The sequence below is a fragment of the Colwellia meonggei genome (genome assembly GCF_057537295.1).
The window spans coordinates 192,730-212,624 of record NZ_BAAJLZ010000004.1 but is presented as its reverse complement, the minus strand read 5'-3'; the positions used below and the strand labels follow the sequence as shown (position 1 = coordinate 212,624).

At 35.8% G+C, this 19,895-nt stretch carries 23 protein-coding genes; 3 read left to right on the top strand and 20 right to left on the bottom strand.

The features are described 5' to 3' along the window. Positions 1 to 18: 18 nt before the first annotated feature. A complete protein-coding gene (locus AC27E9_RS11825; RefSeq protein WP_487130413.1) occupies positions 19 to 2,163 on the bottom strand; it encodes a methyl-accepting chemotaxis protein in 2,145 nt (714 codons plus the stop codon). Between the two features lie 307 nt (positions 2,164 to 2,470). Here AC27E9_RS11825 and AC27E9_RS11820 point away from each other — a divergent pair, with 307 nt between their 5' ends. The 3 genes from AC27E9_RS11820 to AC27E9_RS11810 all read left to right on the top strand — a co-directional run bounded on the left by AC27E9_RS11820 (position 2,471) and on the right by AC27E9_RS11810 (position 5,745). After that, complete coding sequence (locus AC27E9_RS11820; protein WP_487130411.1) at positions 2,471 to 3,523, top strand: hypothetical protein; 1,053 nt, start codon at positions 2,471 to 2,473, stop codon at positions 3,521 to 3,523. Positions 3,524 to 3,583: 60 nt separating this feature from the next. Next, positions 3,584 to 4,600 carry a hypothetical protein gene (locus AC27E9_RS11815; protein WP_487130409.1) on the top strand — a complete coding sequence of 339 codons (1,017 nt, stop codon included), beginning with the start codon at positions 3,584 to 3,586 and terminating at the stop codon, positions 4,598 to 4,600. A 104-nt stretch (positions 4,601 to 4,704) separates the two neighbouring features. Continuing rightward, on the top strand, positions 4,705 to 5,745 hold the full coding sequence (locus AC27E9_RS11810; RefSeq protein ID WP_487130407.1) for a hypothetical protein: 1,041 nt from the start codon (positions 4,705 to 4,707) through the stop codon (positions 5,743 to 5,745). 92 nt (positions 5,746 to 5,837) lie between these two features. Here AC27E9_RS11810 and AC27E9_RS11805 read toward each other — a convergent pair whose 3' ends face one another. The 19 genes from AC27E9_RS11805 to AC27E9_RS11715 all read right to left on the bottom strand — a co-directional run bounded on the left by AC27E9_RS11805 (position 5,838) and on the right by AC27E9_RS11715 (position 19,828). Next, on the bottom strand, positions 5,838 to 6,263 hold the full coding sequence (locus AC27E9_RS11805; protein ID WP_487130405.1) for a DUF1761 domain-containing protein: 426 nt from the start codon (positions 6,261 to 6,263) through the stop codon (positions 5,838 to 5,840). Positions 6,264 to 6,360: 97 nt separating this feature from the next. Continuing rightward, a complete protein-coding gene (locus AC27E9_RS11800) occupies positions 6,361 to 8,244 on the bottom strand; it encodes an ankyrin repeat domain-containing protein (RefSeq protein WP_487130404.1) in 1,884 nt (627 codons plus the stop codon). A gap of 182 nt (positions 8,245 to 8,426) precedes the next feature. Beyond that, entirely contained in the window at positions 8,427 to 9,497 is a 1,071-nt protein-coding gene (locus AC27E9_RS11795) for a flagellar hook-basal body complex protein (RefSeq protein ID WP_487130403.1), read from the bottom strand. A gap of 161 nt (positions 9,498 to 9,658) precedes the next feature. Further along, positions 9,659 to 10,204 (bottom strand): hypothetical protein, encoded by a 546-nt coding sequence (locus AC27E9_RS11790; RefSeq protein WP_487130401.1) that lies wholly within the window; start codon positions 10,202 to 10,204, stop codon positions 9,659 to 9,661. Positions 10,205 to 10,317: 113 nt separating this feature from the next. Further along, complete coding sequence (locus AC27E9_RS11785; RefSeq protein WP_487130399.1) at positions 10,318 to 10,695, bottom strand: hypothetical protein; 378 nt, start codon at positions 10,693 to 10,695, stop codon at positions 10,318 to 10,320. A 121-nt stretch (positions 10,696 to 10,816) separates the two neighbouring features. Beyond that, positions 10,817 to 11,275 (bottom strand): nuclear transport factor 2-like protein, encoded by a 459-nt coding sequence (locus AC27E9_RS11780; RefSeq protein WP_487130397.1) that lies wholly within the window; start codon positions 11,273 to 11,275, stop codon positions 10,817 to 10,819. Between the two features lie 119 nt (positions 11,276 to 11,394). After that, a complete protein-coding gene (locus AC27E9_RS11775; RefSeq protein WP_487130395.1) occupies positions 11,395 to 11,934 on the bottom strand; it encodes a helix-turn-helix transcriptional regulator in 540 nt (179 codons plus the stop codon). A gap of 136 nt (positions 11,935 to 12,070) precedes the next feature. After that, a complete protein-coding gene (locus tag AC27E9_RS11770) occupies positions 12,071 to 12,688 on the bottom strand; it encodes a hypothetical protein (RefSeq protein WP_487130393.1) in 618 nt (205 codons plus the stop codon). A 112-nt stretch (positions 12,689 to 12,800) separates the two neighbouring features. Then, the gene (locus AC27E9_RS11765; RefSeq protein WP_487130392.1) at positions 12,801 to 13,055 is read right to left on the bottom strand and encodes a hypothetical protein; all 255 of its coding nucleotides are present in this window, start codon (positions 13,053 to 13,055) and stop codon (positions 12,801 to 12,803) included. Between the two features lie 103 nt (positions 13,056 to 13,158). Next, the gene (locus tag AC27E9_RS11760) at positions 13,159 to 13,587 is read right to left on the bottom strand and encodes a hypothetical protein (RefSeq protein ID WP_487130390.1); all 429 of its coding nucleotides are present in this window, start codon (positions 13,585 to 13,587) and stop codon (positions 13,159 to 13,161) included. Positions 13,588 to 13,702: 115 nt separating this feature from the next. Next, positions 13,703 to 13,912, bottom strand: coding sequence for a hypothetical protein (locus AC27E9_RS11755; RefSeq protein WP_487130388.1), 210 nt, complete (start codon positions 13,910 to 13,912; stop codon positions 13,703 to 13,705). 142 nt (positions 13,913 to 14,054) lie between these two features. Then, a complete protein-coding gene (locus AC27E9_RS11750; RefSeq protein WP_487130386.1) occupies positions 14,055 to 14,396 on the bottom strand; it encodes a hypothetical protein in 342 nt (113 codons plus the stop codon). 117 nt (positions 14,397 to 14,513) lie between these two features. Further along, positions 14,514 to 15,095 carry a hypothetical protein gene (locus tag AC27E9_RS11745; RefSeq protein ID WP_487130384.1) on the bottom strand — a complete coding sequence of 194 codons (582 nt, stop codon included), beginning with the start codon at positions 15,093 to 15,095 and terminating at the stop codon, positions 14,514 to 14,516. 110 nt (positions 15,096 to 15,205) lie between these two features. Beyond that, positions 15,206 to 15,787, bottom strand: coding sequence for a hypothetical protein (locus tag AC27E9_RS11740; protein ID WP_487130382.1), 582 nt, complete (start codon positions 15,785 to 15,787; stop codon positions 15,206 to 15,208). Positions 15,788 to 15,895: 108 nt separating this feature from the next. After that, positions 15,896 to 16,513, bottom strand: a complete 618-nt coding sequence (locus tag AC27E9_RS11735; RefSeq protein WP_487130380.1) for a hypothetical protein — start codon at positions 16,511 to 16,513, stop codon at positions 15,896 to 15,898. Between the two features lie 114 nt (positions 16,514 to 16,627). Next, positions 16,628 to 16,951, bottom strand: coding sequence for a hypothetical protein (locus AC27E9_RS11730; RefSeq protein ID WP_487130378.1), 324 nt, complete (start codon positions 16,949 to 16,951; stop codon positions 16,628 to 16,630). A gap of 597 nt (positions 16,952 to 17,548) precedes the next feature. Continuing rightward, positions 17,549 to 17,917 (bottom strand): hypothetical protein, encoded by a 369-nt coding sequence (locus AC27E9_RS11725; protein ID WP_487130376.1) that lies wholly within the window; start codon positions 17,915 to 17,917, stop codon positions 17,549 to 17,551. Positions 17,918 to 18,027: 110 nt separating this feature from the next. Next, positions 18,028 to 18,870: a hypothetical protein gene (locus AC27E9_RS11720; RefSeq protein WP_487130374.1), complete on the bottom strand. Its 843-nt coding sequence runs from the start codon at positions 18,868 to 18,870 to the stop codon at positions 18,028 to 18,030. A gap of 115 nt (positions 18,871 to 18,985) precedes the next feature. Further along, positions 18,986 to 19,828 (bottom strand): TIR domain-containing protein, encoded by an 843-nt coding sequence (locus tag AC27E9_RS11715; RefSeq protein WP_487130372.1) that lies wholly within the window; start codon positions 19,826 to 19,828, stop codon positions 18,986 to 18,988. Positions 19,829 to 19,895 lie beyond the last annotated feature (67 nt).

Here is a 19,895-nt window from a genome sequence, read left to right as displayed (position 1 = left end):
ATTATTAATTTTAAACATTTATAGCTTAAAGCGCGCCACTGACTGGGTTAATGAATCAGCTAATTTATTCACATCTTCACTTCGATTTGATAAGTCTTGTGATTCAGCAGCATTATGACTTGCAGCTTCTGCCGCTTCACTCATGGTCGCTTCAATATCTTGGCTAAAGCCTAATTGTTCATTCGAAGCGACACTAATACTTTTACTCATCTCATCAATCGTTAGCAAGGCACTTTCTATTTGTTTGATGGCATTACTAAGCTCTTGGCTTTGCGAAACACATTCCGATGCTTGCGTTTGCCCTTGTGAAATGGCTAATTCAGCGGTTTGTGTTTCTTTTTGCAAGGCATCAATCATGGTTTGAATTTCAGCAGTCGATGCTTGTGTGCGTGATGCTAGCGATCTTACTTCGTCAGCAACCACAGCAAAACCACGACCATGTTCACCGGCACGTGCTGCTTCAATGGCGGCATTTAACGCTAATAAATTGGTTTGATCAGCAATGCTGCCAATCGTGTCTAAAATGCCGCCAATACTATCGCTGTGCTTACTCAAGCGGGTCATAACCTCAACAGATTCTCCTAATCGCTCAGATAGCGAAACAATACGATTACTATTATCATCAGCAATAGTGCGTATCTCATAACTATGTGTTGTCGCCTCTGAAACATTATTCGCGGTTAAATTTGCTTCATCAGTCACGCGGGTTGAACTGGCAAACATTTTTTCTGCTATTTGCTTAGCGCTATCAACTCGAGTTATTTGCGCTGATGTTGACTGAGCTATACGTTGACTTTGCTCACTGGTTGTTTGTGACGACTCATCTAACGAATAAGCATTTTGACTAATATTTTTTAATAATGAAGTTAAGTCATCGCTGAGTTTATTAATGTTTTTAAATAACACGCCGAACTCATCTTTATTGCCAATAGTTAATCGAGCAGTTAAATCTCCCTGAGCAATTAACGCTAAGGAATCATTGGCAAGCGCCAAAGGAGTCAGCATAGCTCGCGTGGTAATCACACCAATAAAGCTCGCTAAGATAATAAATACCACAGCTAAAATAATCGCTAAACTTTCCCCTGTTTCCACCTTATTTTTTGTTGTCAATTGCAATTCAACAAAGCGTGCTTCAGCTAATGTCAACAACAGTGTTAACTGTTGGTAGGTGGCATTAAAACTCGTTACTGAATCGTTATAAGCATTATTAGCGTTAATAACATCTTCAAGGGCACCTTGCTTGTGCTGGTATAGCTCTCCTGGCTCAACAAGTAAGGTATTTAAGGTCGAAAATTGTTTTGAAAAATCATCAAGTAACGACTTATCATCAATCCCTTCAAACAAGCGTTGCATAAAATCGAAATTATTTTTAGCGTTAGCGATAAGAAAACCGACATCTTCTTTGTGTTGCGTTAAAACACTAAGTTCATTGACTTGCTGTAAACCTGACATAGTGTTTTGTAAGGTAAATAACATATCGTCAATACGGGCGCCATTACCTATGATATCTTCTAATAACTGTCCGTTATCAATTTCAAGTAACTCTAAATCCAGCATATCGTTACTTGCTTGGTCTCTGGTATCAACGAATTGCTGATATTGATTAGTAAACTTTTCGTTGGCTATAGCTATATTTTTTTTTGCTAAATAAAATGCCTCACTGTTGGCAACATATTCTTGATAATGAACTTGCGCTTGTTTCAGTGCCTGTTGCATTTTAGCTTGGTCCATCACCTTACTACGCAAAACTTGAACCGAATTTTGAAACTCTTGATTTAACTTGCCGAATTCTTGTTCGCTATTAATTAATGCTGCGCTATCTTGTTGCGTAAATCCTAAGGCGCCTACTTTAATCATGTTAAGTAGTTTAATTTGCAAAGCGTTACTTTGCTTTTGTACGGGTACCGCCAGTAATTCAACATTACTGTTGGCGGTACTAATTTGCATTAATGAATTATAAAAAAAGCTGCTTCCTGCAATTAACAAAATCCCTATCGTGCTAAACCCCATTATTATTTTTTGTTTTATGGTTAATGGTAGGTTGTACATAAACACCTCTGGAATGAATAAATTTTTCTTGCTTGTGCTAGGCACTTCAATCACGAAGATTGATGCATGATTATAAAACGCAGAATGCAAATGTAAACAGTGGTCAAACCACATACAGCCTTCAGCCTTCAGCCTAGCCAATTTTCTTCTAATTCATAATTTTTTAAATCAAATATTTTTTGCCAAAACTAAAAAACCACACATGAAATTAACAAAACATTAACACAAAACATAGCTACACCCCTTTATTTATAAAGACTATATATTTTATCTATCTTCATTATCTAAATTATAAATAACCCACAATTGGATAATAAATAATCACTCCTCTATTATCACCTTAACTGGTCGAACGTCCGATCAGTAAAACATACATAATAAAAACATGACGTAATAAATAAAAAATGATTTGGGGAAATAAATGAATACAATTAAAAGTGTAGTCACCATTCTCGGTTTCTGCTTAACACTCTACTCTAATTACACATTCAGCAAAGAACATAAAATAGTGCTCATCCACGGCTTTCAACCTCAGCAATTAATATCAGACGGCGATGTCACTGCAAGTGGTCAAAATTATTGGCAGGGTTATTGGAATAACTTAAGCGACGCGCGCATTGACTGGCCCTCATACGAAAGAATTGAAGGCAAAATTGCTTCTGACTATGTATGGCCGAAACTAAAGTCATTCTCAGAAAGTAACTTTTGCGATCCTGGTTGCATATTCGTCACGCACTCTACAGGTGACTTAGTCGCGAGATACATCATAGACAACCAAGAAACCTGGCTAGAAAATGCAGGATTGCAACCTCTTAACATAGTCGCAACATTCGATATTGCCGGTGCAGGTGGCGGTAGTGAACTCGCTGATTTAGCAGTTAGTGTTGCTCAAGGCACTGAAAGCTGGACTTTTGTTATTGAAGCAGCGCTAGAAGCATGGCTAGGTGGTGATCTTAGTGATGAAATGGGTGTGTTACACGACTTAAAAGTAAACAATGCAAGACAACTTGCCCCACTACCTGATGCCCGCATTCCTCGTTTAAGATTTGTTGGTGATGCCAGCGAATATTTAGGCGTAACTAGCCCATTCATTCAAGGACATGACGACGGAGTTGTTGGCAGTCATTCAGCCTGCGGTGGCAATCGCCAAGGCAAATATGGCAGTTGCAGCACTCAAGTTGCCTTCGACGGTAAACTAACAGCTCAGAACAACGCAGTACCTGGTTTTATGCCTTACCATTATCCAATGCTAATGGGCGAAGATTATAGCCATGGTTCATTGTTGGAGCCTGAACAAGAAGGCAAAGTGACAGCTGCAAGCAACCAACAAAATTTACTTTCGGGCGAAAGCATTCAATTTGATACCTACACAAAAACAACAGGTTGGTGGCTATGGAAAACTAATTACCTTTATGTGCAAAACTCTGGAAATGACAGCATGTCAGCACTGATCTACGACGCCATACCTAATTAGAGAAAGTAGGATAGTATTAGAGTTATGAACAGAAAACCAATGATAAAGCGAATAGTGACAATGAGTATAATATTTGTCGCTGTTTGGCTTTTTTGGCCATCGATGCCAGCACATGACCCGATAGAGCTTCAAACGGCAACAATCAAACCAAAAGCAGAATCTAGCAAAAGCTTAGTTTACAAAGCTAAAAAAAATAATGATAAAGTCGCTACTTCAACTAATATCACCGCAAATGATTCAGCAACGCTAGTCGCTAAAGCTTATGCTAGCGAGTTAAGCTATCCCCCCTATTCACAGCCGCTGAACGCTAATGATTATGATCGTCTAAACCCGAACTATTTTAATCCACAATCAATTCCTATTGATGATAACGGTAATACTGTAACCGCTAAGCTTTCAAAATATCGTTATACCTATCCAGAGCCAATTTTGGCAACATTAACTGGTGCGAATATCGATAATGCAAAGTTAGAGCTCATCGACTTAACAACGGGGAAGCAGCTACTTTCAAGTGGTTTTCAACAAGATGAGAACATATGGAGCGTAAAGCTTGAAGGGAAGCGAGATTTTCCAAATCAATTACAAGCAACCGTAAAAGCAAATATTAATGGCAAGAACGTCAACATAGCCTTGTCACTCAAGTATGTTGATTCCATAGCAACACTGGAAAGTTTTGAACCTGTTGTTAGCAGTAATTCAGACATGTTAATACAAGCTAACCTGAATGTTAGAGAAAGTGGTCTTTATCGTTTACGGGCAAATCTATTTGACGCTAATCAACAACCGATTGCACATCTTGTAAGTAAAGAAAAACTCAATAAAGGCAATGCGAATATAGACTTAAAAGCACATTTATCTGTGCTAAAAGGAGCGAAAACATCACTTTATTTATCCACTTTCTCTATTGAGTTAATGTCGCCTGCACCAGGAAAACCAACCAAATACGGTAATAGTGATATTAACAAATTTGAAATAAAAGATTTTGCAATTTCTAGCTTAAGTGATCTACCTTACCAACCAACGGCGCAAGAGCAACAACGATTGCAACTACTACAAAATATGGCACAAGGAAGATAAGCATCTATTAATTTTGATGTTAAAGAAATGAAAGATTTAAAGGAGTTTTGTAATAGTGTTTTTTAACACGCTATAAAATAAACACTTTAACCAAGGACTAATGATTGTTTACAAGACTTAGTTTAACATTTATTGCTTTGCTAACTTGCTCATTCTCGGCTTCGGCTATCGAGCAACCAAGTCAGAATCAACTAGTTTCTATATTGTTAGAAGCAGAAGATCACCTATCTGTAAAACCCTCTAAATCATTAGCATTATTATCAGGTGAAGTAGATTTATCACTATTATCTGAAGCACAATTCTTTCGTTGGCATGTGGCATTTATAAGAGCTTCATTATCGTTTAATGAATTATCCACTATGGAGAGCTCAATTAAGCATCTAATTTCACGCAAGTCATCTACCGAGTTTAAACGCAGACTCATTCCGATATTAAGTAGTATTGGTATTTGGTTAAGAAAATCAGGTTACTTGCAGCAAGCTAAGCTAACACTGACCTGTGCACTTACACATAACACTAATGAGATAAACGAAATAAAATTACTGACCAGCTTAGCTATAGCATCAAGACACTTAAACCAAAATGAATACGCAAGAGAAGTTTATAACTTTGCTAAAAAAATTGCGCAGAATGAAAAGCTAGAGCCATCAATCGCAACCATAGAAAATAACCTTGGCGGACTAGCGTTAGAAAGTAATGATGTTGTGAAAGCTGAGCATCACTTTCGTACAGCATTAGCCTTATATCAAAAGGAGTCAATTCGCTCGGGGAATATCATCAGTGGTATTAACTTGCTACAAACTTTTTTAATTCAACATCAACATCTGAATTATCAAAGACTATATCCGTCTATTGCACGACTTACCGATACATTCCCAAATAAATCAAGAAAAAGCACATTGTTTTGGCTAAATACGATTTTTGAAATAAGGCAAGGTAAACAGCTTAACGATGAACTGAAAGCTCAACTTATTTGGAACTTCAATCAAATCAACGACCGAAAATTACAGCTGATATTAATAAAATATTTCTCAGATGATCTAGGTATGGAGCTCAATGTACCGAATAATGTCAGTTTAAAAAGCTCAGCACCATCATGGTTCAAAGAAATTACTCAATGTGATTGGCAAAAGCTAACGCCCTAATAATAGGCAAAAAATTGTTGGCTAAAATATTGAGGAACGAAAACGGCCAACTGTAAATTTTCCCTCTTGAGCGCCTTGTAAGGTTACCTTGATTAAGCAAAGGTACCAATTATTACACCAATTAATACAAGTTCAATAACGCTATGCGCCGAATTTATTAATGTTAATTTTGAAGGAGTACGTGCAAACCCATTGTAATAACCCAAAGATATAGCAGTAAAAACAATTGCAAGTGCCCCTCCAAAAAATGCACCATTTAAAATACCTGATATATTTGTTACCGACATAAGCAAAGCGATAATAATGGTTTTTGTTAACCCTGAAACTAGAGATATACCAAAAGCCCCGCCTAGACCTTCGGTATTATCAGCTTCCTCCTTAGTGAGACCTAAAGTGTTCGCCCATGCTTCACCGAAAACTGCCCAGTGATACCAGACGAAGCCTAGTACATAGCTTGTAATAGTTGCAATAGCTACTGCGATGTAGTTTAGGTTTTGTAACTCTTCGATAATATCCATATATTTAATTAACTCTATGTAAGTAACCTAACGCCCTCGTTAATGGGCAAATAATTGTTGGCTAAAATAAGCCGACGCTGGAGCAAACAGCCAACTGTTATTTGTCCTGCTTTAACGACTTGTTAAGTGCCGATTGTATGGACTCTAAATATCTGATCCGAGCCCTCGTTGTTCGTGCTAAGCAAGCATTAAGCTGTTCATCTGTTAAATAAATATTGCATTCAGAATTTCTTCTATTTAACCATGCAGTTTGACTTGCTTTTAAATCAACAGTTAAATCATTGCTAGCAATAACATCTCGATAACCTTTATTTAGGTCACGATCATAAATCGAAAGCCCTATACTATTACATATCGCTTTTTCCAAACGGTTAAGCTTCCCGTCACACGAATAACTTGGCTTGACATCTTTTAATTCTGAATATGCTTTTAACACGTTCTCAAATCCAGAAATTTTTTCTTCTGCTGAAAATCTAGGATTTAAGTTGAGATAGTAGTCGAGGTTATTTCCCTTACTATCTTTTATTTTAATATCTGCTCCCGCATCAACCAAAAGTATCATCACTTCAATAGAAGCATTTTCAGCTGCGTAAGTCAGAGCACTCCTATTAAGGCGTTCTAATTTAGCGCCACATGAATATTCGGGTTCATGACTAGTTACTTGATCTACAGGCCAACCAGAATCGAGCAAATATTTTACTGAATCAAAATTATTCATGTGAGCAGCAAACATTAAAATATCTTTCTTGTAAAAAGATTCAATCGAGCTTTGACTAATAGTAGAAGATAGAATTTTATAGGCTTGAGGAGTGTCTACCATTAACGAAAGCGCAACCAATGGAACACTACCGTACTTGAGTTTCAAGTCCTGATTAGTGCTTTCCCAGTTATTGTAAGTTCCATCCACCATTTTTTGAAAAATCGAAAAATCTTTATCTTGGTTATAATAAACTCCTAGCGAATAATATCTCCCAGGCATAGATTGAATAATTTTAGAAGCATGTTCATAAGCTTCAGATTCTGAATAGGAGTAATTAGAAACATAATGACTTTTTAGTTCTGTAATAGCATCAAACATTAAGTTTTTATTTGTAGCATGCTCTCTATAACTCCAGATATCTTGATATTTCCAATCTTCAAAGTGCTTCTGTTGAAATTCAACTCTTGCTGCTTCTCTGCTATTTTTCGTACTTTTCCATGTTGGCTCAATTGCCCAAGGTCTAATTATTGCCATTGAAGAAAAAAATTGACCACTCCACCTAGCTGTTACTTCAGGTCGAGAAGTCCCACAATGTCCACCAGATAACATAATTTGTTCAACAGAACGTTTATACGCTGAAAATAATGGGAATGAACTCTTCATCTCACTACCATCAAAGTTCTGAAATATTTTTATAGTACATACTTTTTTTGAAGTACCATCCTTCAATATTTGATAAATATTTCTTTGAGAGTTACGACGGTGAAAGTCCCCAAAATCATCTAAAACATACCATTTATTTTTAAATTGAAATGGCAAATTCTCCCACCATGAAAAACTAGAGCTATTTGCTGAAGATCCAATTGGATAAAAAGGTACAAAACCCTCTTTTTTTCTTTCTTTTAAGTCGTTTTCTAACATATCAATTTCGTCAGGATTGATAACATAGCCAGTATAAATATCACCACGCCAACCATGTGATCGATCATGGAATACGTATAACTTTTGAGAGCCATAAAAATCAACCTTTGTTGATTTTAAATTCCCTCTAATACCTGGAACTTGCCGAGCGGAGAATTCAGGTAATGTAACTCCTTTAGATTGGCTAAGTCCTTTTGTATTAATCTGTTTAGACTTAAAAAGATCGCTATAATGATTAAGCGCTAGATTACAAACCTCACTTTCGCTTGATTCAATTATATAGGGTTTAAATATTTCCCCTCTAACCGAAAAACTGACACAAGTAAAAAATAACAAGGTGAAGGTGAAAACTTTTTGCATCGAACTCTCCATATGCACTGAACTATCCCTAGGCATTTAACGCCTTACTAAGCGTCGAAAAATTGTTGGCCAAAATAGCGAGGAACGAGCGTTAGCCAAATGTTTAGCGTCTGTTTGAGTAACTTGTTAGATGCCGCTATAAAACAGCGACATTTTACTATTTAATGTTCACGACATTCTTACTAAAAATCATGAACTACAGGTACTATAGAGCCAAAATTACTAAATTCAGATTCTCCGTAGATTGGTGTACCTGAATCTTCAGTTTCTTCCCACAAAGAATTATCTAGTGGCTGTAAGTTATAGGGACTAAGAAATTTAGCCAAAGCAACCTTACCAATCAGCTCGTCTTGTCCATTAGTATAAAACAATGTTATTAAACCACGCGAATCAATTTTTAGCTCCTTTATGTGGCCTGTATAAAAACCAGATGCGTCAAGAGAAGTAACTTCAAAATTGCTATTAAAAGATGTTGTATCAGATGTAAAGTTTAGAGTGACGTTTAAATCATTAGCACCATTGTTTAGCGGAATATTTATATTTTCAATTAAACCATTGCCAGTGGTAATAAAGCCATCAAGATCATCGTCGTTTATATCCATTAAGCCGCTAGAAGCAAAATCAAGCACTTGTTCAGTCGTTGGCTGCACGGTATTATCATTAAGTGCAATACGAAACTCCCACGTATTGTTGTCAGTGCTAACATGAATAAAGTAAAAAGTGAGTATATGAACATCACCTAACGAATCGAAGACCGATAGTGATGTTGAATGATTGAAAGTTAAAGGATCTTGCTTGTCAAAGTCATTAACAGAAAGTTCACCACTACTTTGCGATAGGTTTGTACTGATATTCACTCTATCTGTGGCTTCAGGACTGCCCATAGAATAATTTATCTGTACAGACTGACTTGTAGAAATGCTAACACTTGCAGAACTACCATCAGAGTTAACAGGGTAAACCATAAGAGGAAAACCTGAACCATTAATTAGATATCCTTCTTTATCAAAATGGAATGCATTTGAATTGGAGTAATAAAACTCTCTTGACTCAAGTTCTTTTTCAAGAACAAAAAAATCCGTCTCAACAGCTGTTCGTAATGTAAACTCTCCAATATGCTCTTGCTCCTCAGAACTTATAACAGTATGAGTTTCAGTAATATAATTTTTGGTTATACTCACATCATCTGATTCTGAGTCACACCCTGCAATAATTAATAGTAATATGACGAGTGGGGATTTATTGAATTTCATTTATCTTCCTTTGATTTTAAAATTATATTCCAGCAATGCTCTATACTAATGGTGTGCACAGGCATCTAACGCCCCATTAAGAGGCAAATTGTAGTTGGCTATAATGTGAGCGGAGCGAAACAGCCAACTGTTATTTGTCCTTTTGAGTAACTTGTTATACGTTAATATACACAAGACATAACATCAGTAGATTCTAAAAAGTGCATATCCGTCAGAATTAGATCAAGAACTACATAATCCCATTGTTCACTTGCAGTGGAGTTTGCTTTTACAGGACAACTATTCACTTTATCTATATTCCCCTTAAAATCCATCGTTTTTAAATGATATTTTATGCTTTTAGGGAAAGGGTTCTTTACCACCAGCACCATATCTAATTTGCTATCTATTTGCGTAAATGAGAACTCGATTGTTTTATCTGGATGAGCTATCTCCTCAACTAATTTAAAATTCCCTAAACCAATACCAGTTTCTTCTGCTTCGATAAAGACTCTATCGCCCGGAATTAGAGAGATCCTATCTTTGTAGGCAACAGGCCAATATAGCTCAATCGTCTTTTTAAACATCCCGTCAGGTACTCGCATTTCCACATGTTTATTTTCTCGACAATCGGCAACCTTACAAATAAATAGTAAAGGGTCAGATTGGTATCTAAATACTGTATAAATCACTAGAAGACTAAAACCTAAAAGGCCTAATTTTTTCACCGTACTGACCTTAATGCATAACGCCCTAATACTGGGCAAAAAATTGTTTGCTAAAGTGTTGAGGAACGAAAACAGCAAACTGTTTTTTGTCCTTATTTATTAGCTTGTTATGTTTACATTACACCAATAAGACCTAAAACCCCAATAGGTAATAATAAAATCCATTGTGGCAATTTTATGAATGCTTGAAACTTAAAAAAATACCAGCCAACTGCAATAAAAACTAAAGAGAAAATAACGAAACTTATTGAAATACCAATGACCATATTTTGAAACGAGTTTAAGTTAAACCAACCTACATAAGCTAAAGCAAAACCCGAAATAACTAAGATAGCTGAAACCATGTGCCAGCAACCTAATAGGGTAGCTTTTGGTATGTCTGGAAGATCAGATTTAAGAAATGGCCTAACAGGATCCACTTGACCAGCAAAGATATGCACCAATGAAGTAAATATCCCTATTATTCCTGCTGCAAAAATCCAAGTATTCACCGTACTCTCCTTGTAAACATAACGCCCTGCTAAGGGGCTGGTAATAGTTGGCTAAAATGTGCGAGGAACGAAGCGCAGCCAACTGTTAGCAGTCCGTTTTAAGCAGCTTGTTATGTGAATTTTACTCGTGATATTTACGAATGATAGCAACTTTACCGTTTTCCATCTCGAGTACTTCCATCATTATTTGTGTATAAGCCAGCGGCTGCTTACTTTGAGGATGAATACCCTTAGCGCTGTTCTTATATCGAATTGCAATTGCTGAATTATTAAAAACGAATACATCGAGTAACTCTGCACTATATTCAGTATGAGCACCTAAATAAAATAACATCCCTTTGCGCATAGCTTCTTTTCCATCAGGTAACCTTGAATCGTCTGTTTCCCATGGTAAATGTGAGTGCCCAACGTCATCTGTAAGCAAAGAAAAGTAATTTTCTAGATCTACTTTAGTTGCATTTGGAGTTTGTGTTGCAATCATAGTTTTAAAGTAGGTTTGAGCAAATTTTTCTAAGTCAATTTCACTTGCTGTAGCTGATAAAGCAAAAGTAAGTGATAAAATTAAAATTAATCCTTTCATTGAAACTCCATAGTTTGATTATTCACATAACGCCCATTTAAGGGGCTGATAATTGTTTGCTAAAATGTGTAGCGAAGCGAAAGAGAGCAAACTGTTAGCAGTCCCGCTTTAAATTCTTGTTAGGCATTCAAACTCCACCTATAAGCTCTTCCGTCTTTTTCTTTCTTTACAATCCCTTCATCTTCCAAGTTGTTTAATATAAGAGATCCATATGAAGGGTGTAGATCGGTGGCATCACAAAGCTCTTTGGTTGTACTGGTTGTTTTCTCTAAATGCTTTAAAACTTGCTCACGCCTTGATGACTTAAAAGAATCACTTAAAGTTTTGTCTACAAAAGTTTTTAACTTCTCTTTTTCATCGGTTGAACTACCATCTAAACCTTCTATTGCATTCGAAAGTTCTGACTGAATAGAACGTTTTAAATCATTAAGCTCCATGTAATGCTCTTGATTGGAAAAATCACTTGGTGCATACAAGGCTTTATTTTTAAAAACTAAAATCAAAAAAAACAATATCACTATAAGTGTGGGAAACCCCATAACAAAATAGATAAAGACTGATTGCATTTCTGGTGGCAAGTTAATTAATGCTGTTGTAGCCATTACTTCAGCTAAGCCCGCAAAAATTGAAATGATTGTAAGAGGGTTACTAATTTTCAAACATTACTCCATATGTTTAACTGAATGCCTAACGCCTCATTCAGAGGCAATAAAATAGCTGGTTAAAATTAGCGAGGCACGAGCAAAAACCAGCTGTTTTTTGTCCTGCTGAAATGACTTGTTAGGGCATCAACCGCTAATACTTTTCGTGATTCATTAGAGCTGCTATATGCCTTACTTCATTTGCATTACTGCGAATTCGTTTAGCTTCTTTTTCAAAGTTTTCTATGGCAGCTATAGAGATAGGATCTTCATTTAATTTAGTAATAGACATAATCAAACTAAATAAAACCCATGATGCATCTATTGCTAAATCAATGATATTATCGTCAAGATGTGCATCTCCACATTCTCTATTTCTAACTTCGCCATGCCAGCTTGGGTTTCTAATAAACATTGCTGTATCTCCCAATGGCACTAAGTATCCATGAAATAACGAATGCCGATAACTCATTAAATCTTTAGCTGCATATGACGCTGTTTTTAGAACTTCATTTGCCTTGTGTGTTAAGTCGTCACTACCGTTCTCTAATACCTCAATCCACTTATGAACGGAGCTTTTATCCGTAGAAGGCCTAACACCTTCAACTTGTTCGTTTTGTAAAACCCATACGGCTCTTTCTAAGTGAGATTCAAACATTCCCCAAGTAACGGCAAACACACCTATTTTCTGCTGTGTTTCAATCGAAATACCAAGTTCTTTAACTTTCAAAGTAGCCAACAAAGCGTTTTTCGTATGAGTTGGAAGTTTCACCGAACTCTCCTTGAGCCCTAACGCCCCAATAAGGGGCTGATAATGCTTGGCTATGCTGTGTAACGAAGTGGAACCGAGCCAAGCTTTAGCAGTCCCGTACTTGATTGGCTTGTTATATGCCTTGTTCTCTAATGTATTTATGAGCTTGATTTAATATATCTTTTCCCATTGTTTTGACAACTAAATCATCAAGCTCTCCTGCGGAAAACTCCGCCCAAGAAACTGCCTTTGAACCACTAGAATGAGCAAAACGACCATAAGCAACAGTAACAGTTTTTTCTTTATGAACCATTAATTCATAAAGCTCTTCCTCTGGCTCATCTAAAGACCACTTTTTAATAATTCCGTTTATCCAAGGTTCATACATTTAACTAGCCTCAATTAGGCATATAACGCCCCATTCAGGGGCTGATAATAGCTTGCTAAAATTGTGAAGCGAAGCGGAACCGAGCAAGCTGTTAGCAGTCCCGTTACTGTAATGGCTTGTTATGTTTTTTTAACACTTCAATACTACGTTCTAGAGTAGCCATTTCTTTGTTGTCAGCATTATAGACTTTGCCATCACACAAAATATAGTTTACGTTTTTATAGCTTAATTTATCACTCCTTCCTTGAAGGTGGCAGACTATAAGATCTTGCAATGGTTTTTCCTGCAATCTAATCCGTTCATTTTCAGCTTCTTTATCTTGTACAGCCAAATTTAATAAACTTGAAATTAATAGTCCTAAAATAAGGTAAATGACTATTGATAAAATAGTTATTAAACGTTGCTGGTTAACACCTACATATAAGGATTGTAATTTCCTCGAAAGCGGAAAAATGATAAAAGCCAAAATACAAAATGTCCATGGCCCAAAATCACCTTGAAAGGCAATGAACGTTGCTTCGATTAAATCCATACTTTCCTAAAAACATAACGCCCTGTTAAGGGGCTGATAATGTTTGGCTAAAATGTGTAGCGGAGCGAAACTGAGCCAAACTTTAGCAGTCCCGCTTGCACAGCTTGTTATATGGCTAGTGAACCACAGTTTGTTTAGGTTTTACAAGATTCATAACTGCTAGATATAACCAACCGCCAATCATAGTAAACCCAAAAGCAAAAGTTATAGCAAAGCTTGTAAGTGCAGAGCGGCCTTGCTTTTTAGCGAGTCGAGCGGCCAATAAAGCAGGAATTAATGCAGTGATAATTAATAAGTAAGGTACAAGTGAGGCATTTATTTTCATTTCTCTTTCCTTTGAGTTAAATCCAATTTTAAGAAGCCATATAACGCCCTGTTAAGGGGCTGATAATGTTTGGCTAAACTGTGTAGCGAAGCGAAACTGAGCCAAACTTTAGCAGTCCCGCCTTAAACAGCTTGTTATGTTTTTATTGCTCACCGTCAGTAGGTAATACAACTGGAACTGTAAATTTAACTTTAGTTACCGCAGATACTTGATTGTTTTCTTGGTTATTTTTGCCAAGTTTAATAGCACCAAGAAAAACCCCAATACTTTCCTTTGAGTCATCAGTATTTGTTGAGGTTAAACCAACATCAAATTGAACGTCTTGTGGCATTGCCTGATTATGGTAATTGTTTTTACCATCTTTATAAAATTTGACCGTTGAAGGGTTAATGACAGCCCCTTTTTCTTGAGCGTATTTCTGAGACTCTGAAACACCTTCAATAATTTGTTTAAGTGTATTTTGAATAAATTTATTCAATTCCATTACCGAACTCTCCTAAAAACATAACGCCTCATTAAGAGGCTAAAAATAGTTGGTTAAAATTAGCGACGAAGGAGCAAAAACCAACTGTTTTTTGTCCTTTTAAATGACTTGTTATGTTTAATTTTCAAGAAGAACCCTTAATCGGTCTTGGAATTCTTTTGCTGGTACAATGAACTTGTAACCTACATCAGTAGTAACAACGAAGTCACCAAAACTAGAAATTTTAAAATTAGGAATATCAATGTTTTTTCTAACGATATTGAAAGAGTATGCTTGTCCAGGCTCAAGGATTACTTTAGGTAAAGGTTGCTCTGTAAAACCCTCATTAAAGAATTGCATTACTTGATTCGTTTCAGGTAACTCAACCTGAAAATTTTTAATAAATGCTTTAAGCATCGAGTGATTTTCTAGATTTACACTTATACCGTACATAAAACCATTTATTGGATGCTCTGTCATTGATGTGCTGAGCTTTACCTTTATGTGAGGTCTAGTTAGTTTATCATTAACAAAATTAAGTCCTAATAGCGTTGCAGTTAACGCTAAACATGTAACTATAGGCTCCATTTCTATTGGCTGAGACGTGTTAAAGTTACTACTAATCAACCACCAAAAAGCAACCAACAAAGCTATTGAATTAGCAAAAATCGCAAGAGAAAACCTTACATTTTCTTTTATGAACACCAAATATGATTTCATGTACACCTTAAACATAACGCCTCATTAAGAGGCTAAAAATAGTTGGTTAAAATTAGCGACGAAGGAGCAAAAACCAACTGTTTTTTGTCCTTTTAAATGACTTGTTATGTTTAATTTTCAAGAAGAACCCTTAATCGGTCTTGGAATTCTTTTGCTGGTACAATGAACTTGTAACCTACATCAGTAGTAACAACGAAGTCACCAAAACTAGAAATTTTAAAATTAGGAATATCAATGTTTTTTCTAACGATATTGAAAGAGTATGCTTGTCCAGGCTCAAGGATTACTTTAGGTAAAGGTTGCTCTGTAAAACCCTCATTAAAGAATTGCATTACTTGATTCGTTTCAGGTAACTCAACCTGAAAATTTTTAATAAATGCTTTAAGCATCGAGTGATTTTCTAGATTTACACTTATACCGTACATAAAACCATTTATTGGATGCTCTGTCATTGATGTGCTGAGCTTTACCTTTATGTGAGGTCTAGTTAGTTTATCATTAACAAAATTAAGTCCTAATAGCGTTGCAGTTAACGCTAAACATGTAACTATAGGCTCCATTTCTATTGGCTGAGACGTGTTAAAGTTACTACTAATCAACCACCAAAAAGCAGCCAACAAAGCTATTGAATTAGCAAAAATCGCAAGAGAAAACCTTACATTTTCTTTTATGAACACCAAATATGATTTCATGTACACCTTAAACATAACGCCCGCATAAGGGGCTGGTAATAGTTTGCTAAAATGTGAAGCGAAGCAGAACCGAGCAAACTGTTAGCAGTCCCGTGCTTAATGCGCTTGTTAGGTAAAATAACTCAAAACAGAACTGTAGAAAACCAAAAGAACACCAAACACTTGCAGCTTTACTCCCCCGACAGAGGATTGAACCAAGTCTTTTTTTAAATTACTAATTTGTTCAGTGTATGTACTATTATTTTGACTTACGGTGGACTCTAATGTTTGTAATTTTTCACCCAGTTCTTTTTTGTTTTTATTAAAATCATCATTAAGCCAGCCTATCTTTGTCTCTAATAGCTCTACTTTTTCTTCTAAGGTAGTTGGAACTTTGTGCCCACGAGCACTACATTGTATAGGAGGTAAAGTTATGGAGCCACTTGCACTAACGCTTTTGAACTCTTGTTTTTTCCAAGGCCTTTGCTCATACCAACCGGCTACTAATCCTAATAATGTATTATTTTTGAATAACCCTATATTAGAATCAATTGAAATTAATATGAGTAAGCCACCAGATAATTGCATCAATAATGATATAAGTTCATTGATTTCAGCATTGTTGTAGCACAAATATTCATCACTAATACATTCTGTATTTAGCAGCAAATAATGAATAATGATTATTGGTATTAGTGAAAACACAGGCCATGCTTTTATAAAAATCCATTTAAAAACTTTAGTCATGATTGCAGTCTATATTTTTACCTAACGCCCATTTAAGGGGCTGATAATTGTTTGCTAAAATGTGTAGCGAAGCGAAACCGAGCAAACTGTTAGCAGTCCCGCTTTAAATGCTTGTTATATAGCACTTTTGCAATGAGGTTCTGAATAAAAACTAATACGTTCATTGAACCTTTTAGTTAACTCAGTATTCAATTGAGTTGCAATTTTTTGAGCCAACTCAAAGTTGCTTTTTGAGTAGTCGTACGTCGCTGCAAAGTAACAATTTTGATTCAAATAATTATTAACCAAAATAGCTATTTCACTTTCATTCTTGTAATAGGCAGAAACAATGACATCAGATTTTTCTGGTAAATGATGTTCTCCACCTTCTGATTGTTTAATGAGGTTATGTTTTAACGAAAAGGCATCTAATTTAATAATTAACTCTTCTTTACTCATTTCATCAACTAAAAAGTAAAACTTTCCTATCGGATCGTGGTGTACTCTAGAACAACTAGATAAGAGGAAAGATGCCAATATTAGAATTATGCGCATATCGTCCTTGTGCTATATAACGCCACAATAAGCGGCTAAGTAATTGTTGGCTAAAATGTGAAGCGAAGCGGAACCGAGCCAACTGTTACGTGTCCGTTTGATTGCCTTGTTAGTTGCTGCGCGTTAAATCGCATAACTTACAATAAGTTACCATATTTACGGATTAGACGGAAGAATCAAAAAACTCCCACCGCAACTTTGCCGCCACACATGAACTTTGAGCCGTTTGCGCCTTTTGCTAATTGTCTTAACTTGCAAAACTTAGGCGAAAACTGTGTAACCACAAACGCGAAACGACTTTATAAAAACTAAAAATTGAAACAACAAAGGAAGGAAACAAACACCAATCCTTTGATGTGAAATGCCGCACGTTTAATAAATAAATTTACTCGAACAAGTTGCGGCAACTAACGCCCCATTAAGGGGCTGATAAATGCTTGGCTAAACTGTGTAACGAAGTGGAACCGAGCCAAGCTTTAGCAGTCCCGCTTTAATGACTTGTTATGTTTTTTTGTAAACCCAATATCGAAAAGTTAATGCTTGAAAAAACGCTACCAAGCTAAACAATAAAGAGCCATTAAAAAGTAAATCTAATAATACGAAGCATATAGGAAGTAATAAATAAAAAATATACGACCTAGTTTTTGTATATTTACTTATTAGCCAATGAATAGGAAAACCAATTAATAACCAACCGATTATTGAAATGACTAAATAAACACCGAAAAACATTAAAAAAGAAATTAATACGCCATAAAAATCGTTGGCTGTTGTTGGCAATGAACCTGAAATAATAGTGAATACGACAACTCCTAAAGCAACAAAAAATATGCTCTTAATAATAGCTGCATCCCATTTGCCAAGATTCACCAATACTCCCTAAAAACATAACGCCTCATTCAGAGGCAATAAAATAGCTGGTTAAAATTAGCGAGGCACGAGCAAATACCAGCTGTTTTTTGTCCTGCTGAAATGACTTGTTAGTTGTCTTCTTGTTGAAAAAATTGATAAATATCACTAAAAAAAGTAAAACCTGAATCGGTTAGGTTTGTATATGTAGGGGATTTAACATCATCCAAGAATCCCAAATTTGTTAGGTCTTCTTTATAGTTAGCCCTAGATGGATTAACAGGGGCTTTTAGGAGCATATCAATAATAAGTTCAAACGAATAATTACCAGACTCAATTTCCTTTTGGAACCGTCTTCTAGTGTAATTTTTCACACGTCTTAATATGACTTCTTTTTGCTCATATTTAAATTCTGACAATTGAGCTAATGAATCACTTAACTGTAATTCTTTCTGTTCTAATTTTTTCTTAAAAGCAATTCTTTCCTTGTCATCAATCTTATGTTTATCCAACAATGATTCGATAACGCCTTTCAAATCTTCTCTGCTTTGAGTTACTTTCTTCTCTTTTTCTTTTTCTTTCTCTTTATTGTCACTTTCGGATTCAGTATCAGGTAAGTTTCCATTACCATACAATTTATCAAAGCGCGTTTTAACTTCTGCCTGTCCCTTATCTACGGAATTCAATCTTTCAGTTAACTGACCCAAAATAACAGAAGTATCTTTAGTAAATTTATGCATGTTGTCATAAAATTTTGAGCTACTGTTGGTTGCAGCAAAATAAAAAGCAGCTGAAAGCCCAACAGAAAAAACTGCAAGTATTAATGCTACCAAATCAGTTGCAGACAACTTTGTAAAATCAAAAGTCAAGTCCATATTGATAACTTTATAAATTATTACCGCAATGAAAATAGTAATAACGACTTCTCTTATGAGACGTATGATTGCTTCCACTTTAACTCCGAAAATATCCACTGAACCTCCATTGACAACTAACGCCTCGTTAAGAGGCAAAAAATTGTTGGCTAAAATTAACGACGAAGGAGCAAAAGCCAACTCTTTTTTGTCCTTTTAAACGACTTGTTAAGTGCTATATCACCAAGTTCATATCAACGTTGAAACCAGCATTTCGCATGTCTTTTGCCAAAGCTACTTTCCAAGCACCATGTTCATCCATAGGAACATAAACAACTCCTGAGATATCATTTGGTGTTTCTAGGCTACTTTTAACTAATGCACACACGTTTTTTCGCCCTAGCTTTCCATTTAAGAAACCATGTTCAAAAACAACATTCTGTCTAGCTCTTGGTTGCAAATCAGGATCTTCTGAAGATTTCGCCCCGACATCACAAGGAGTGTATAAAACCACACCAAAACCTACATTAGAATATTTCTCGATCTTTTCAATTATTGTGTCACCAGAGTTAGGCTGTTCATGAAGTACAATTGGTTCAAATCCCATTTGCTCAATAAAACGAGCGGTTTCAACTTTTGCGAGGTCATCATGACCATGAACTATAAAAACTTTATTATGATCAACAGTCGATTTTGACGCTGGCTTTGTGGCAGTTTTTGCCTCACTCAAGTTTTCTTTTGCACTAGCAAAAACTTCTTTAGTGATATCTTTAGTGTGTTTGTCATAACTGACAATGCTTTCTCTAGAGACAAACATAATGACTCCAGCTGGCATTGTACGATTTTCATAATCAGATAATTCTTTAGTTGTTTTAGCTGTTTGTTTAACAACGATTCTTTTTACTTCTTTAGCTTGAATAAAGTATCCATCAAATTGAAACTGTTCGCCTTTTAAGTAAGGAGTTACAACATCAGTTTCAATTTCTTTAACATCAGTTTTATCTAATTCGAAATGCTGTTTATATTTTCCATTCTTTCCTACTTTTTCTGATGTTTCGATTAAAACTTGATAGAACACAGGTGCAGACTCCTTTAGGCACTTAACGCCCTAATAATGGGCAAAAAATTGTTGGCTAAAATGTTGA